Origin of the sequence: Pseudomonas sp. 39004 (genome assembly GCF_028682155.1) — a bacterium.
In the GTDB taxonomy this organism is placed as follows: domain Bacteria; phylum Pseudomonadota; class Gammaproteobacteria; order Pseudomonadales; family Pseudomonadaceae; genus Aquipseudomonas; species Aquipseudomonas capeferrum.
Genome location: NZ_JANIAG010000131.1, coordinates 1 through 16,089, shown reverse-complemented (window position 1 = coordinate 16,089; position 16,089 = coordinate 1). Strand labels below are relative to the sequence as shown.

The 16,089-nt window shown below is 62.7% G+C and carries 13 protein-coding genes and 1 pseudogene; 9 read left to right on the top strand and 5 right to left on the bottom strand.

The annotated features are described in order from the left end of the window. The coding region (locus tag NP534_RS19885; protein WP_274099828.1) for an SDR family NAD(P)-dependent oxidoreductase at nucleotides 1–533 on the top strand (533 nt) is incomplete at its 5' end. A 28-nt stretch (nucleotides 534–561) separates the two neighbouring features. Beyond that, the gene (locus NP534_RS19880; protein WP_274099827.1) at nucleotides 562–1,833 is read left to right on the top strand and encodes a D-arabinono-1,4-lactone oxidase; all 1,272 of its coding nucleotides are present in this window, start codon (nucleotides 562–564) and stop codon (nucleotides 1,831–1,833) included. Between the two features lie 60 nt (nucleotides 1,834–1,893). Here NP534_RS19880 and NP534_RS19875 read toward each other — a convergent pair whose 3' ends face one another. Then, nucleotides 1,894–2,694, bottom strand: coding sequence for a helix-turn-helix domain-containing protein (locus NP534_RS19875; RefSeq protein WP_274099826.1), 801 nt, complete (start codon nucleotides 2,692–2,694; stop codon nucleotides 1,894–1,896). A 116-nt stretch (nucleotides 2,695–2,810) separates the two neighbouring features. Then, nucleotides 2,811–4,043, bottom strand: a complete 1,233-nt coding sequence (eutH, locus tag NP534_RS19870; RefSeq protein WP_274099825.1) for an ethanolamine utilization protein EutH — start codon at nucleotides 4,041–4,043, stop codon at nucleotides 2,811–2,813. 184 nt (nucleotides 4,044–4,227) lie between these two features. Here eutH and NP534_RS19865 point away from each other — a divergent pair, with 184 nt between their 5' ends. Continuing rightward, complete coding sequence (locus NP534_RS19865; protein WP_274099824.1) at nucleotides 4,228–5,559, top strand: D-serine ammonia-lyase; 1,332 nt, start codon at nucleotides 4,228–4,230, stop codon at nucleotides 5,557–5,559. Here the strand turns inward: NP534_RS19865 and NP534_RS19860 are convergent. Both NP534_RS19860 and NP534_RS19855 read right to left on the bottom strand, forming a co-directional pair. Then, nucleotides 5,556–6,953, bottom strand: coding sequence for an amino acid permease (locus tag NP534_RS19860; RefSeq protein ID WP_274099823.1), 1,398 nt, complete (start codon nucleotides 6,951–6,953; stop codon nucleotides 5,556–5,558). The two genes, NP534_RS19865 and NP534_RS19860, sit on opposite strands and share 4 nt — an antisense overlap. A gap of 79 nt (nucleotides 6,954–7,032) precedes the next feature. Continuing rightward, nucleotides 7,033–8,067 carry a histone deacetylase family protein gene (locus NP534_RS19855; RefSeq protein ID WP_274099822.1) on the bottom strand — a complete coding sequence of 345 codons (1,035 nt, stop codon included), beginning with the start codon at nucleotides 8,065–8,067 and terminating at the stop codon, nucleotides 7,033–7,035. Nucleotides 8,068–8,190: 123 nt separating this feature from the next. On the opposite strand from NP534_RS19855, the gene NP534_RS19850 reads away from it, so the two are divergent. Continuing rightward, nucleotides 8,191–8,673, top strand: coding sequence for an Lrp/AsnC family transcriptional regulator (locus NP534_RS19850; RefSeq protein WP_033698757.1), 483 nt, complete (start codon nucleotides 8,191–8,193; stop codon nucleotides 8,671–8,673). Nucleotides 8,674–8,749: 76 nt separating this feature from the next. Here NP534_RS19850 and NP534_RS19845 read toward each other — a convergent pair whose 3' ends face one another. After that, nucleotides 8,750–9,661, bottom strand: a complete 912-nt coding sequence (locus NP534_RS19845) for a LysR substrate-binding domain-containing protein (RefSeq protein WP_033698758.1) — start codon at nucleotides 9,659–9,661, stop codon at nucleotides 8,750–8,752. Between the two features lie 98 nt (nucleotides 9,662–9,759). Here NP534_RS19845 and NP534_RS19840 point away from each other — a divergent pair, with 98 nt between their 5' ends. The 5 genes and pseudogenes from NP534_RS19840 to NP534_RS19820 all read left to right on the top strand — a co-directional run. Next, nucleotides 9,760–10,851 carry a tartrate dehydrogenase gene (locus NP534_RS19840; RefSeq protein WP_033698759.1) on the top strand — a complete coding sequence of 364 codons (1,092 nt, stop codon included), beginning with the start codon at nucleotides 9,760–9,762 and terminating at the stop codon, nucleotides 10,849–10,851. A 149-nt stretch (nucleotides 10,852–11,000) separates the two neighbouring features. Beyond that, nucleotides 11,001–12,625 (top strand): annotated as a pseudogene (locus NP534_RS19835) (BCCT family transporter). A 128-nt stretch (nucleotides 12,626–12,753) separates the two neighbouring features. Then, nucleotides 12,754–13,875 (top strand): aromatic ring-hydroxylating oxygenase subunit alpha, encoded by a 1,122-nt coding sequence (locus tag NP534_RS19830; RefSeq protein ID WP_274099821.1) that lies wholly within the window; start codon nucleotides 12,754–12,756, stop codon nucleotides 13,873–13,875. Between the two features lie 76 nt (nucleotides 13,876–13,951). Then, nucleotides 13,952–14,923 (top strand): PDR/VanB family oxidoreductase, encoded by a 972-nt coding sequence (locus tag NP534_RS19825; protein ID WP_186659926.1) that lies wholly within the window; start codon nucleotides 13,952–13,954, stop codon nucleotides 14,921–14,923. Nucleotides 14,924–15,029: 106 nt separating this feature from the next. After that, nucleotides 15,030–16,089: PAS domain S-box protein (locus tag NP534_RS19820; protein ID WP_274099820.1), on the top strand; the 1,060-nt coding region annotated here is incomplete at its 3' end.

Here is a 16,089-nt window from a genome sequence, read left to right as displayed (position 1 = left end):
AACAAGCGTTCGGGCCAATCACCGTGTTGCTCAACCACGCCGGCATCCTGGCCGCCATGCCCTTCCTGGAAACCAGCGAAGAAGAGTGGGACCGGATCATGGCCGTGAACGTGAAAAGCATGTTCCTGGTCACCAAGGCGGTATTGCCGCGCATGCTCTCGGCGGGCGGTGGCAGCATCGTCTGCACGTCGTCGATTTCGGCGGTGGTGGGCACGCCCATGGAGGTGCTGTATTGCACCAGCAAAGGCGCCACGCACATGTTCGCCAGGGCCATCGCCGTGGAGTTCCGCGACCGCGGCATCCGTGCCAACGCGATCTGCCCGGGCTTCATCGCCACCGACCACGGCCTGCGCGAAATCGACATGCTGCGCAAGCACGGGGTGGATGTCAGCGAACACGCGATCGCCGCCGCCCAGGGGCGCTTGTGCCAACCCTCGGAGGTGGCCACCGCGGCCTTGTTCCTGGCCAGCGACGATGCCAGTTTCGTCAACGGCACCCACCTGTTTGCCGACAACGGCTACACCGCCATCTGATCACAATAATAATGGGCAGGAGAGCAACGTGAGCACCTTATCGAACAACATGCACATCAACGAGTTCGGGCTCGACCAGGCGCACTGGCGCAACTGGGCGGGCAACCAGTCGTGTATCCGCGCGGCACGTGGCGCCCCCTCCAGCGAAGACGAGCTGTGCACCCTGGTCAGCCAGGCGAGCGCCAATGGCATGAACGTGCGCGTGGCGGGTTCCGGGCATTCGTTTACCCCGGTGGCGCTGACCAACGGCCTGCACCTGTCGCTGGGCAACATGAGCGGTGTGCGCCACATCGACCCTGAGAAAAAGCGCGTCACCGCAGCCGCCGGCACCACCATCAACGCCTTCGGCAAGGCGCTGCGGGCGGCCGGCCTGTCGATGGTCAACCAGGGCGACATCGACAGCCAGTCGATCGCCGGCGCCCTGACCACAGGCACCCACGGCACCGGCCTGACCCTGGGCAACCTGGCCTCGTCGATCGTTGGTCTGAAGCTGGTTCAACCCAACGGTGAGATCATCGTGGTGGATGAAAGCACGCCCGACCTGCTGCAGGCGGGCCGAGTATCGCTGGGCGTGCTGGGGATCGTGTCGGAGCTGACCTTGCAGGTGACCGACAGCTTCAACCTGCACGAACGCATCTGGCGTGAAGACTTCGAAAGCGTGATGGACAAGCACGATGAACTGGCGCGCACGCACCGCCACTTCAGCTTCTTCTGGTGCCCCTACGAGCAGAGCCGGCACTGCTACTGCCTGCCGGACACGGCGGCAACCTCCACCAGTGGGCGCACCACCGATGTGTGCGAGGTGAAAGTCATGGACATCACCGACCGCCCGGCCTGGGAAAGCGAATTCGAGAAAGTCGCCTACAGCTCGGACGTGTATCCGATCGAGTACTTGCCCAACTTCCATGAACTGGAATATGCCGTGCCCCTCCGGCACAGCAAGGAAGCCTTGCGGGCGGTGCGCAAGCTGATGCTCGAGGACTTCCCCGAGGCGATCTACCCCATCGAGTACCGCTTCACCGCCGGCGACGGCGCCTGGATGAGCCCGTTCTTCGAGCAGGACAGCGTGACCATTTCGGTGTCTGGCCAGCCGGGCACCGACTACTGGGACTACCTGCGGGCGGTCGACCAGATCCTGCGCGCATACGGCGCTCGGCCGCACTGGGGCAAGCTGCACTTTCTGACCGGTGACGACGTCAGTGCCCTCTACCCCCGTGCCCAGGATTTTCGCAACCTGCGCCGCCAGCTCGACCCCCAGGGTATCTACCTGAGCGAGCACCTCAGCCCGCTGTTCAAGTAAGCCGCAACGGCTTGGCACAACGCCCGAGGCAGCCCCTCGGGCGTTGTGCGTTTCAGGCGTTCAGGCCCTGGCCAGGTAATCGATGAACAGGCGAAACAGTTCGGCGTTGGTGGAAATCTCCAGCCGCTGGTAGATATTGTGCTTGTGCACTTTCACCGTGCCATCCGAGATGTTCAGTTGCCTGGCAATCGACGCATTGCTGTGCCCCTGCAACAGCAACTTGGCGATGTAGCGCTGGGTCTCGGTCAACTGCCCCTGCAAAATCTCGACAAAGGCATCTTCCAGCACCCCGCCCTCGGCAGGCGCATCGCGCAGGTAATCGGCGTAGCGCAGCCGACAATGCTGGCCCAGCACCGAGGCCAGCACGGGCGCCATGGCAGCCAGCACCTGCATGTCGTCTTCGCTGAAGCTGCCGCTGCTGAGGTTGCGCATCAGCGAGTAGACGACGGCCACCTGAGGCCGCAGCGCAATGATGAAGCCCACCTCCTCCACCGAGGTGCCGTAGTCGGACGACACGCACGGGTGGATGTCCTTGGAGATGGAGAAGCCTGAAGCATAGAAACTGTCGGGCGCCAGCTCGCTCATGCGCCAGAGCCCGCCCGGGTGCTCGTTGACGCAGGCAACATAGAACGGGTCGAGCAGGTAACCGCCCCGCACGTAGGCGTTCAGGGTGCGCTCTGACACCGAATCGTTGTAGCCGTTATGCACCAGCAGCGCATGCTGGTTGAACTTGAACAGATAACCACAGCTCATCTCGAATGCCAGCTTTGCGCGCAAGAGCGCATCGATGGCCGGCCCCAAAGCGTCCGTGCCGATCGCATCGATCACCGCCGCCAGCCTGTTCGCTTCTTCCAATGTCATCACTCACCCCGCTGTCGTGCACACAAGCCCCTGGGCAACTTACCGCCCTGCACCGCAAAAAGCACAAAATCCGGGGCGCCCTGGGCGCTCCGGATCATGTCGGCGACGTTTTTCGGTCAGGACGGTTCGGCAGCCACCTTGTAGGCACTGGCGGCCTCGTCCTCGCGCCCCATCTCCACAGCCTTGGGTACGGCCAGCCAACTGGCGAGCAGCATGGCGAACAGGCCACCGCTGAGCTTGCCGATGATCAGCGGCAGAATCAGCGAGGGCTGGAAGTTGGCGGAGAAGGCCATGTGGTCGCCGAAGGTGAAGGCGGCGCACACCGAGAAGGCGATCACCAGCACCTTGTCCTTGGGCGGCATCTCGCTCACCAGCCTGAACATGGCCAGAATGTTGGCCGAGGCGGCCAGCACCCCGGCGGCGCCGACCCCGGACATGCCGAACCGCGAGGCGACCCGCTCGATGGGCCGTGCCAGAAAGCGCTTGAGCAGGTGCACCATCGGGAACGCCCCACACAGCATCAGGCCAACGTAGCCGGCAATTTCCAGCGCGCGGAACTGGTCGTCGGCATCGGCGATGATCGGGGCGAAGCCCCAGCTACCGAACACAGCGCTGAAAAAGCCGGTGAAGTACTGGACGATGGAGGCCACCAGCACCAGCACCACACCGATATACATGAACTGACCGAGCTTGAGGAACAGGTACACCATCAGCGTCGGGAAGTAGCGCAGCGCGGCGGCCAGCACGATGCAGAACAGAATCAACGGCATCAGGTTGCGCACCAGCATCGGCCAGGTGAAATGCAGCGCCTGGGTGGCCGCGCCGGTGGTGGCGATGTCCGGCCGCACCTCCAGGCCGAGCAGTTGCATGGTCATGGCGATTACCATGATGCTGACGGGAATGGTCAACAAGCCGGCCATGATCCCCAAGGCCATGTACTTGTGGTCGACCTTGCGCAGCATGGCCAGCCCCACCGGGATCACGAAGATGATCGTGGAGCCGCACTGGAAGCCGGTGATCAGGCCCAGGATCCAGCCCTCGGGGCTTTGCGCCATGGCCTTGGCCAGCTGGTAGCCGCCCATGTCCGAGGCGATGAAGATCGGCCCGGCAATCGCGGGGTCGGCGCCAATGGCCTGAAACAGCGGCGCGATGAGCTGGCTGATGCCTGCGGATATGTACGGGATTGCTGCCATGATGCCGGCCACGGGGATGAAGATCGGGCCAATGCTGTGCAGGCCGGCGATGAATTCCTGGCCCAGTTCACCTTCTGGGTTGTAGATGGATGCCACGGCGCCCAGTACCGCGCACACCATGATGACGTAGATGACATAGGTGCCGATGTTTTCCATTTGCCGCCTCATTCTTGTAAGCGTTATAGGGTTGGCAGGACTGAAAGACACGGGGGCGTAATTGTTTTTATCGCGCATGCAAGGTGCGCCCCGTCGACGGTTAAGCTATTCGGCAGGCAGCGGGCTGTCCATATACCGGGAGGTATATGCAGTTCCCAGACAGCAACACCACAGGAGCAATGGAATGATTCACGGCAAAACACTAGACGCCTGGTACGCCTCCCACCCCTTGGTCGAGGACCTGGTGGCACTGCGCGAAACCTGCTGGTTCAACCCTGGCATCGCGCCAACCGCAGAGGCCTTGGAAGACGTCGGCCTGACTGCCGCCGACGTGCACGCAGCCAGTGCCCGGCTGCTGCGCTTCGCTCCGTACCTGGCCACGGTGTTCCCAGACACCGCCGCCTCTGGCGGCATCATCGAATCACCGATTCGCCCGCTGCCAACTTTGCAACACGCCTTGCAGCAAGCAGCCGGCCTCGCGCCCAGCGGCTCACTCTGGCTCAAGGCCGACAGCGAGCTACCCATCTCTGGCTCGATCAAGGCCCGCGGCGGCATCCACGAAGTGCTCAAGCATGCCGAAGACCTGGCGCTGGCGGCCGGCCTGATCACCCTGGGCAGCGATTACCGGGTACTGGCCAGCGACCCAGCCCGGCAGTTCTTCAGCCAGTACAAGGTGGCCGTCGGCTCGACCGGTAACCTGGGCCTGTCGATCGGAATCATGAGTGCCCGGCTGGGCTTCCAGGCCACGGTGCACATGTCTTCCGATGCGCGGCAGTGGAAGAAGGACAAGCTGCGCGCCAACGGCGTGAACGTGGTCGAGTACCCGTCCGACTACAGCGTTGCGGTGGAGCAAGGCCGCCAGCAGGCCGCGGCAGACCCTGCGTGCTACTTCGTCGATGACGAAAACTCGCCGCACCTGTTCCTCGGTTATGCCGTGGCAGCCGAACGCTTGCTGGGCCAATTCAAGGCCGCCGGTATCAAGGTCGACGCCGAGCACCCGCTGTTCGTCTACCTGCCCTGCGGCGTGGGCGGCGGGCCTGGCGGAGTGGCGTTTGGCTTGAAGCTGGTGTTTGGCGACCATGTGCACTGCCTCTTCGCCGAGCCGACCCATTCGCCCTGCATGTTCCTTGGCGTTTACACCGGCCTGCATGACCAGACCAGCGTGCAGGACTTCGGTATCGACAACGTCACCGCCGCCGACGGCCTGGCGGTGGGCCGCCCTTCCGGTTTTGTCGGCAAGGCCATGCAACGCCTGCTGGATGGCTACTACACGGTAACGGACGAGCGTCTGTACCAACTGTTGGTACAGACCCATGACCTGGAGCAGGTACGGCTGGAGCCCTCGGCGCTGGCCGGCATGCCCGGCATGCTGCAGGTACTGCAAGCGCCGCAGTACCTGGCGCGCAGGGGGCTGACGGCGCAGCGCATGGCCAATGCCACGCACCTGGTGTGGGGCACCGGTGGCAGCATGGTGCCGGATGAGGAGTATGCCGCCTACCTGGCCAAGGGGCGCTAAGCCGTGCGCCGGCGATAGGCCAGCAGCAGGAAGACGAACCACAACGGCATCACGCACAGCGCCATCCGCGTATCCGGCTCCAGGGCCAGCAACACCAGCACGAAGCCGAGGAAAACCAGCGACGTGACGGCCATGGGCACGCCACCTGGCAGCTTGAACGTCGACGCCTGGTGCGCGGCCGGGTTGCGCTTGCGGTAGGCGAGGTACGCGGCAAGAATCATCGACCAGGTGAAGATCACCAGGATCGCCGAGATGGTCGAGATCAGCGTGAACACCGTCATCACCTCGGGGATGATGAACAGCAAGGCCAACCCGGTCAGCATGCACACCCCGGAGAACAGCAAGCTGTACACCGGCACGCTGAGTGCCGAAAGCCTGGCGAAGATGGCCGGTGCGTTACGCCGCTCGGCGAGGCCGAAGAGCATCCGGCACCCGGAATAGACGCCGCTGTTGGCTGAGGACGCCGCCGAGGTCAGCACCACGAAATTGAGCATGCCGGCCGCAGCCGGGAAGCCGGCCAGCAGGAACAGCTCGACGAAGGGGCTGCGGTTGGCCGGTACTTCTGCCCACGAAACCACGCTGATGATGCACACCAGCGCCAGGATGTAGAACAGCAGGATGCGCAAGGGAATGGTGTTGATGGCCTTGGGCAGCGAGCGGTGCGGGTTCTTTGCCTCGGCCGCAGTGGTACCGATCAGCTCGGTGCCGGCGAAGGAAAACACGGCAATCTGGAACCCTGCAAAAAAGCCGCTGATGCCATGGGGCAGCACCGCGCCTGGCGCCACCACATTGGCAAGCGAGGCGACCACCCCATTGGGTGATACATAGGCGGTGGCGATCATCACGGCTGCAGTGATGATCAGCAGGACGATGGCGACGATCTTGATGATCCCGAACCAGAACTCCACTTCGCCGAAGATTCGCACCGCCAGCATGTTCAGGCCCAGCAGCACGAACAGGGTGAGGAACGCCGGTATCCAGGCGGGCACGTCCGCATACCAGTACTGGAAGAACCCGGCCACGACCACCACGTCACCGACCACCGCCACACTCCAGCTCAACCAGTACGACCAGCTCAGCACGAAGCCTGCGCGCGGCCCCAGGTAATGGGCGACGATGTCTGCGAAAGATTTGAAACGCAGGTCGGATAACAGCAGTTCGCCCATCGCCCGCATGACGAAGAACACGAAGAACCCAAGGATCGCGTAGACCAGCAGGATGGAGGTGCCGGACAACGCGATGACCTTGCCCGACCCCATGAACAAGCCGGTGCCGATGGCGCCACCGATAGAAATCAACTGGATGTGGCGGTTTTCCAGCGTACGTTTCAGGTGCCCGTCACGGGGCGAATCTGCAGGTTTGCTTTGCTCAAGGCTTGCGGACATGTCTTGCATGAGCGACCTCTTTTTATTGTTGGAATGGGTGCCAGGGGCAAGGCCCGCACAGGCCTTGCCCCGGTGCTATTTGCACGTGCTATCTACAGGCGCTTTCGAAACCTTGCAGGGTGTTCACGGCATTGATGCCGATTTCGTCGACCATGTAGCCGCCCTCCATCACGAACAGCGTCGGGATCCCCGCACGGGCGATCTCGGCGCCCAGGCGCAGGAAGTCTTCGCTGGTGAGCTTGAAGTGGCTGATCGGGTCGTCCTCGAAGGTATCGACGCCAAGGGATACGACGAGAAAGTCGGGCTGGTGCGCGACAATGCGCTTGAGCGCCTCCTGCAAGGCCTGCCGATACTGCGCCCAGGCGGTGCCCTTGTTCAGCGGGTAGTTGGCAGTGAAGCCCTCGCCCGCCCCCGAGCCCTGTTCGTGGGCATAGCCGGAGAAGTACGGGTAGCAGAAGTGCGGGTCACCGTGGATCGACGCGAAGAACACGTCGGGGCGGTCGTAGAAGATGTTCTGCGTGCCGTTGCCGTGGTGAAAGTCCACGTCCAGCACGGCCACCCGCTGCGCGCCCTGGCTCAGGCAGCGTTCGGCGGCAATGGCGGCATTGTTGAGGTAGCAGTAGCCGCCCATGTACTCACGGGCCGCATGGTGCCCGGGTGGGCGACACAAGGCGAAGGCGCTGTGCGCGCCATCGATGACCCGTTGCATGCCGGTCAGGGCCACGTTGGCGCTGCTGCGCACGGCCTCCCAGGTGCCGCCGGTAATCGGCGCGCCGGCGTCCATGGCGTAGAAGCCCAGCTTGCCGTCGATGAAGCCCGGTTCTCGGTCGATGGCCAGGTCACGCACCGGCCATACCAGCGGGAGCGCATCATGGGTCTTGCCGGTGGCCGTCCATTCTGCCCAGGCATTTTCCAGAAAGCTCACGTAGCGCTCGCTGTGCGCCGCGATGTAGCAGGCACGGTCAAAGGCCTGCTCGGCGATGACATCGCCCAGGCCCGTGGCCTGGACCCGAGCCAGCACCGTGTCGGCACGCTGGGGGTTTTCGAATGAGGGTGTGATCGCCCCGTCCTTGAGCTCGGAGCCATGGTGCAAGCGATGTTTGTGGCTAAAGACTGTCAGCACGCGAATGTCCTTTTTCAAGGTGTTATCGGATAACCAATTTTCGCGAGAGAGCGGTGAAAATGCTTTGCTTTATGCTCAGGCAAACCGGATGCTTGAGCAAAATATTCAGCCGGTAGCCACAAGATGAGCAAAGCTTTTGCTTACGAAGAACTGGACGAGGTAGACCGCGAGCTGCTGCGCTTGCTGCAGGAAGACGGCACCTTGTCCAGCGCCGCCCTGGGCGAGCGCCTGTCGATGACCGTCACGCCCTGCTGGCGCCGGCGCAAGCGCCTGGAGGAGCTGGGGCTGATCAAGGACTACCAGGCCAACCTGGACCGCAAGAAACTGGGGTATGACGTCATGGCGTTTGCCCAGGTGCGCTTTGGCAACCATTCGGCCGAAGCGCCTGATGACTTCGAGCAGGTGATCTTGAAGCTGCCGCAGGTGTTGTCGTGCCACAAGGTGACGGGTGAGGCTGACTATGTGCTGACGGTGCTGGCGACCGACCTGGAGAGCTATGGGCGCTTTGTCGAGGAGGTGTTGCGTCGGCAACCGGGCATTGCTTCGATTCAGTCGAGCTTGGCCTTGCGGGAAATCAAGGCGGTTAGCCGGGTGCCTGTCAGGTAAGGGCGATGGGGGGGCGGGTGCATGCCTTGGTTCTCCCAGCCGCTAAAAAAACCAAGGCATGCCCCAGCCCCACCCCCTACTCCGGCAAGCTATACCGCTCGGCAAAATACCGCCGGAAGAACTCAACCGCCACCCGCACCTTGGCCGAGCTGGCCAGTGGCGAGGTGTACACGGCCCAGATATCCGCCGGCTGGTGATAGTCCGCCAACACCTGCACCAGCCGCCCATCCAGCAAGCTGTCGTGCACATCCCACCAGGACCGCAGCAAGATCCCGCGCCCATCCAGGCACCACTGGTGGGCCACCTCGCCGTGGTTGCTCGACAAGCCCCCGGTCACCCGCACGCTCTCTTCGCCATCAGGGCCCTCCAGCTGCCAGATACCAAACGGGTGGTCACGTTCCTTGATCACCAGGCAGTCATGGCTGCCCAGGTCGGCCAGCACTTTCGGCGTGCCGTGGCGCGCCAGGTAGCCGGGCGCGGCACAGAGTACCCGGCGGTTCCTGGCCAGGCGCTTGGCGATCAGGTTGGGCGCAATGGTATTGCCCACGCGGATGTCCAGGTCGACCCCCTCTTCGATCAAGTCCACCAGGCGGTCATGCACATCCAGGCGAATATCCAGACGTGGGTAGCGCTCGGCCAGCTCCGACAAGGCCGGCGCCACAAATCGCCGACCCAGGCCCAAACTGCTGGCAATGCGCAGTTGCCCCGCCGGTTCGCGGTGCTGGGCGCTGATGTCATCCCCCATGCGCTGCACCGCATCGAAAATCTGCAGCGCCCACTGGTACACCCGCTCGCCCTCCTCGCTGACCGTCACCCGCCGGGTGGTGCGGTGCAACAAGCGCACCTCGAGGTTTTGCTCAAGCAGGCGAATGCGTTTGCTGATGTACGCCGCCGACATGCCCAACTCGTCGGCCACCGCAGCAAAGCTGGCGCGTTTGGCCACCAGAAGGAAGATATTGAGGTCGTCGAGGTTTGGCAGATTATTCACACTTCGTGTTCCAAGAATCCATGAATGGCTAGATTATCTCCGATTCAAGGCCTTATAGCATGGCCCGCACCTGTTCCCTAGACAACGAGTGCGCCCCCATGAGCAAGACATTCAGAATTGCAGCAATCCCTGGCGATGGCATCGGCATCGAAGTGCTGCCAGAAGGCATCCGCGTGGTCGAGGCTGCCGCCCGCAAGCATGGCCTGGACATCAGTTTCGAATTCTTCGAGTGGGCCAGCTGCGATTACTACCTGGCCCACGGCAAGATGATGCCAGACGACTGGTTCGAGCAGCTGAAGGGCTTCGACGCCCTCTACTTCGGCGCGGTCGGCTGGCCAGACAAGGTACCGGACCACATTTCCCTGTGGGGTTCGCTGCTCAAGTTCCGCCGTGACTTCGACCAGTACGTGAACATTCGCCCGGTGCGCCTGTTCCCGGGCGTACCCTGCCCGCTGGCAGGCCGCGAGCCCGGTGACATCGACTTCGTGGTGATCCGCGAGAACACCGAAGGCGAATACTCGTCCCTGGGCGGGCGCATGTTCGAAGGCACCGAGAACGAGTTCGTGCTGCAGGAATCGGTGTTCACCCGCCGCGGTGTCGACCGCATTCTCAAGTACGCATTCGATGTCGCGCAAACCCGCGAGCGCAAGCACGTTACCTCGGCGACCAAGTCCAACGGCATGGCCGTGAGCATGCCGTACTGGGACGAGCGCACGGCGGCCATGGCTGCCAATTATCCGGAAATCAGCTGGGACAAGCAGCACATTGATATCCTCTGCGCCCGCTTCGTCCTGCAACCGGACCGCTTCGACGTGGTGGTGGCCTCGAACCTGTTCGGCGACATCCTGTCCGACCTCGGCCCGGCCTGCGCCGGCACCATCGGCATCGCCCCGTCGGCCAACCTCAACCCCGAGCGCAAGTTCCCGTCCCTGTTCGAACCGGTACACGGCTCGGCACCGGACATCTTCGGCAAGAACATCGCCAACCCGATCGCGATGATCTGGTCCGGTGCGCTGATGCTCGAGTTCCTCGGCAACGACGGCGCCGACCCGCGCTACCGTGCGGCCCACGATGACATCCTCACGGCCATCGAACAGGTCATTGCCGCCGGTGACACCACCCGCGACATGGGCGGGCAGAAGTCCACCCAGGAAGTCGGCCGGGCCATCACGGCCTTGATCGAAGCCTGACCCGGCCGGGCCGATTAGCACACGTGTCTGACAATCGGCCCTCCCCCCTCTTGCGAGCGGCGCGGATTAAATGCAAAATCTGTTAACCATTAGATGTGCGTTAACCTTTAGTTAACAACCAAGGAAGGAGTGGTACTGCAACACCCCGGATGCCTGCCGGGTATAACAAGTACGCCAACGTCCAGGAGACGATGATGTCGCACAAGAATAAAAAGATTGATGTGTTCCTGATTACCATGAGCCTGATCGCCGTGCTGCTCACGGTGCTGGGCCTTGCAATGTTCCCCGCCGAAGCTGAACACGCAGCCAACCAGCTGTTCGAACTGTCCACCCGTACCTTTGGCACCAGTGTCCAGGTGCTGGTGTTCGGTAGCACCCTGGCCGTGCTGTACCTGGCCTTCAGCAAGTACGGCAATATCCGCCTGGGCAGTGGCAAACCCGAGTACGCCACCGCGACCTGGGTGTTCATGTTCATCTGCGCCGGCATGGGTTCCTCGACCCTGTACTGGGGCGTGATGGAATGGGCCTACTACTACCAGACCCCCGGCCTCAACATCGCCGCAGCCACCCCCAAGGCGCTCGAGTACAGCATTGGCTATTCGTTCTTCCACTGGGGCGTCAGCGCTTGGTCGATCTATGCCCTGGCCTCACTGGCCATGGCTTATCACTTCCACGTGCGCAAGAAGAGCGGCCTGAACCTGGCCTCGATCATCGAAGCGGTGACCGGTTTCAAGGCCACCGGCCCCGTTGGCCGCAGCGTCGACCTGATCTTCCTGCTGACCATGATGGGCGCCCTGACGGTATCGCTGGCACTTACCGCCTCGACCTTGACCCGCGGCCTGCATGACCTCACCGGCACCCCTGACACCTTCACCGTGCAATTGCTGGTGATCGGTGCCGTCGCGGTGATGTTTTCGCTCAGCTCCTACATCGGTATCGATGGCGGCCTGCAGCGCCTGAGCAAGATGGTGTGCATCGGCGCGTTGGTATTTGCCGCCGTCATCCTGCTGGTTGGCCCGACCCAGTTCACCATTAACAATACGGCCAACTCGATTGGCCTGATGATCCAGAACTACGTGCACATGAGCCTGTTCACCGACCCGGCCGGCGACGGTGCCTTTACCCGCAACTGGACGGTGTTCTACTGGCTCTGGGCGTGGCGATGTTCGTGACCCGCGTGTCACGCGGCCGGCAGATCAAGGAAGTGGTCATGGCCCTGCTGATGGGCGGCAGCTTCGGTTGCTGGTTCTTCTTCGGCGCGCTGGAAAGCTACAGCATGCACCAGTTCATCACCGGGGCCATCGACGTGCCGAAAATGCTCAGTGAACAAGGCGGCGAATCGGCCGTGACGCACCTGTTGCTGGCCTTGCCGTGGGGCCAGGTGTTCCTGGGTGTGTACCTGTTCATCATGGCGATCTTCTGCGCCTCGCACATGGACGCCGCCGCGTATGCGGTAGCGGCCACCAGCACCCGCAATCTGCGCGAAGGCGATGACCCGACGCCTACCCATCGCCTGTTCTGGTGCGTAGTGCTGACCCTGGTGCCACTGGCCATGTTGTTCGCCAAGGCTTCGCTGTCGACCATGAAAACCGCCGTGGTGCTGACTGCGATCCCGTTCATGGTGATTCTGCTGGTGAAGATCTACGGCTTCTTCAAATGGATGTTCGAAGACTACGGCCAGGTCTCGGCCTACCGCATCGAGGAAGAGGCTGCGCGCCTGGCCGGTGAAACACCTGCCGAGCATGCCCCGCGCAGTGCCGCCGCCGCGCATTGAAACGAGTTGAACTGAACGGGCCTGGGTGGGGCGGCCTCGCCCCACGACGGCAAATTTTTTTGCCCGGCTTGTTAACCAATAGATACGTGTTAACCAATAACTATAAACCGAGCTTGTGAGATCCCGTCATGAATGACTTCAAACGCCTGCCCGCCGATTTCTGCGCGAACGCCGAAGAGGCGTTCACTATCCCTGCCAGCTTCTACACCCAGGCCTCGGTTTTCGAGCACGAGAAGGAAGCCATCTTCGCGCGCAGCTGGATCTGTGTCGGCCACCGCAGCGAAGTGGCGCAGAACAATGCCTACATCACCCGCGAAGTGATTGGCGAGAGCATCATCGTGGTGCGCGGTCGTGACAGCGTGCTGCGCGCGTTCTACAACGTCTGCCCGCACCGCGGCCACCAGCTGCTCAGCGGCAGCGGCAAGGCCAAGAACGTCATCACCTGCCCGTACCACGCCTGGACCTTCAAGCTCGACGGCGAGCTCGCCCACGCCCGTAACTGCGACAATGTGGTGAACTTTGACAAAGAGAACTCCACCCTGGTGCAGCTGCGCGTCGAAGAATACGCAGGCTTCATCTTCATCAACATGGACATGGACGCAGGCTCGGTCGAAGACCAGCTGCCGGGCCTGCAAACGCGCATGCGTGAAGCCTGTGGCGTGATCGACGACCTGCACCTGGCCGCACGCTTCGTCAGCGAAACCCCGGCCAACTGGAAGTCGATCGTCGACAACTACCTTGAGTGCTACCACTGCGCCCCTGCCCACCCCGGCTTCTCCGATTCGGTAGACGTCGGCCAGTACAGCCACAGCATGCATGGCAACTGGACCCTGCAGTACGGCCTGGCAAAACCGTCGGAGCAGTCGTTTACCTTTGATGAAAGCGTGAAAGACCCGTCCTTCGCCGGCTTCTGGGCCTGGCCGTGCACCATGTTCAACGTGCCGCCAGGGGCCAACTTCATGACCGTGATCTACGAGTTCCCGGTGGATGCGCAAACGACCCTGCAGCACTACGACATCTACTTCCTCAACACGGACATCACCGAGGAGCAGCAGAAGCTGATCGACTGGTACCGCGAAGTGTTCCGTCCGGAAGACCTGCGCCTGGTCGAAAGCGTGCAGAAGGGCCTGAAATCCCGCGGCTACCGTGGCCAGGGCCGGATCATGGCCGACCGCGAGCGCAGCGGCATGAGCGAGCACGGCATTGCCCACTTCCACAACCTGATCGCCGTGGCCCACCTCGACGATTGATCGCTACCGCTTGAGTCATTTGCACGTACTGGTGCGCGGCACGGCCTGCCGCGCACCCTGGCAGTCGAGGTGAACCATGGCCAACAAATATGAAATGTTCAGCGTGTGCGTGACCGAAGTGGAACAGGCCACGCCGCTGATCAAGCGCTTTACCCTGGCCCGCGAAGATGGCGCGGCGATGCCGGCCTTCACCGGTGGCAGCCATGTCATCGTGCAGATGCAGGGTGCCGACGGCAGCCAGTTCAGCAACGCCTACTCGTTGATGAGCGACCCACGCGATACCCGCAGCTACCAGATTGGCGTGCGCCTGGAAGAACAATCCAAGGGCGGCTCGGCCTTCATGCACCAGCAGGTGCAGGTCGGCACCCGCCTGACCATCTCCTCGCCCAACAACCTGTTCGCCCTGGACCCAGCGGCCGGCCGCCATGTGCTGATTGCCGGCGGCATCGGCATTACCCCCTTCCTGGCACAACTGCACGAGCTCGAAGGCGGCGCCGCCGACTACGAACTGCACTACGCCTTCCGCGCCCCGGAACATGGCGCGTTCCAGGCCCAGTTGGCCAACGGCCCGCATGCCGACAATACCCACTTCTACATCGACAGCCTCGATCGTAAGCTTGACCTGGCGGCCTTGTGCGCGGGCCTGGATGCGTCCGCGCACCTGTACGTGTGCGGCCCCAAACCACTGATTGATGCGGTCATCGCCTGCGCCGCCAAGGCCGGCATTGCCGAGCAACGCGTGCATTGGGAGCAGTTTGCCGCAGCCCCGGTGACCGGTTCGGCATTCACCGTGGTGCTGGCGCAGTCGGGCATCGAGTTGCAGGTGGAAGAAGGCATGACCATTCTTCAAGCCATCGAGAAGTCCAAGGCCGCCAAGGTCGAGTGCCTGTGCCGCGAAGGCGTCTGCGGCACCTGTGAAACCGCCATCCTGGAAGGCGAAGCCGAGCACTTCGACCAGTACCTGAGCGATGACGAAAAGGCCGCCCAGCAGAGCATCATGCTGTGTGTGTCGCGGGCACGCTCGGCACGCCTGGTGCTGGACCTGTAACGCGCGATCGGGGCCGCAGGGCGGCCCCACGGGTTTCACCGTCAACCAAAAGTTGACAGCTTGAGTATACTGGCAGGCTCTTGGCCCCGATCAGGACACCCTGCCGATGTTGGAAAACAGCTTTGCCTTTCGCCTCAAGGAACTGCTCGAGCATCACAAGCTGACCCTGCAAGCCGTGGGCACGGCCCTGGGTATTTCCCGCACGGCGGTGCACAAATGGACCCGCGGCGGGGAGATCGACTACGACAACCTGCGTAAATTGGCCGACTTTCTGAAGGTCAACTGGATCTGGCTGCGCTATGGCGACGAAGCCTTGCAGAACATCCAGCAGCCACAGGTGGTCGAGTTGCCGATGACCGACCTGCGCAGGCGCTACACCGCCGAAATCATGGAAAGCGAAACGCGCATGAAACTGGCCCAGGAAGGTGCGCGCATCGTGACCTGGGAATGGAACCTGATCAGCGACGAGGTCACCTATTCGCCAAACGTCGAACAGGTGTATGGCTGGCCGGTGCACCGCAACGAAGACTTCTGGCGCCATCTGCCGGATGAAGACGTGGCGCACATGCAGGCAATGTACGCCCAGGCCGTCGCCGAGGGCAGTGGCTGCGAGTGTGATTTCCGTATCACCCGGCCTGAGGGTGAAGTGCGCTGGATTTCCTCCCGCGCCACGGTGGTACGCGACAGCGCCGGGCGCTCGGTGAAGATGGTCGGCATCAGCATGGACAACACCGAGCGCCAGGTTGCCCAGCAGGCGCTGCGCAACAGCGAAGAACGCTTTCGCGCGATCTTCGAGCTGGCCTGGGGCGCCCTCGCCTACATCGACCCGGACGGCACCTGGCAGCGGGTCAACAACAGCCTCTGCGAGATGCTCGGCTACCGCGCCGAAGAGCTGTACGCCATGACCTTCCAGCACATCACCCATGCCGACGACCTGGCGCTGAACCTGCAATTGCTGGCGCGCATGCTGGCGGGTGAAACCGAACGCTACGAGGTGGAAAAACGCGTGCGCCACAAGAGCGGCGAATACATCTGGGTGCGCGCCCGCACCTCGCTGCAGCGCCGCGACAACGGTGAGCCGGAGCACCTGATCAGCGTGTTTGAAGACATCACCGCCGAGCGGCAGGAGCATGAGCGGTTGCAGGCGCACATTGCGGCGCTGGAGG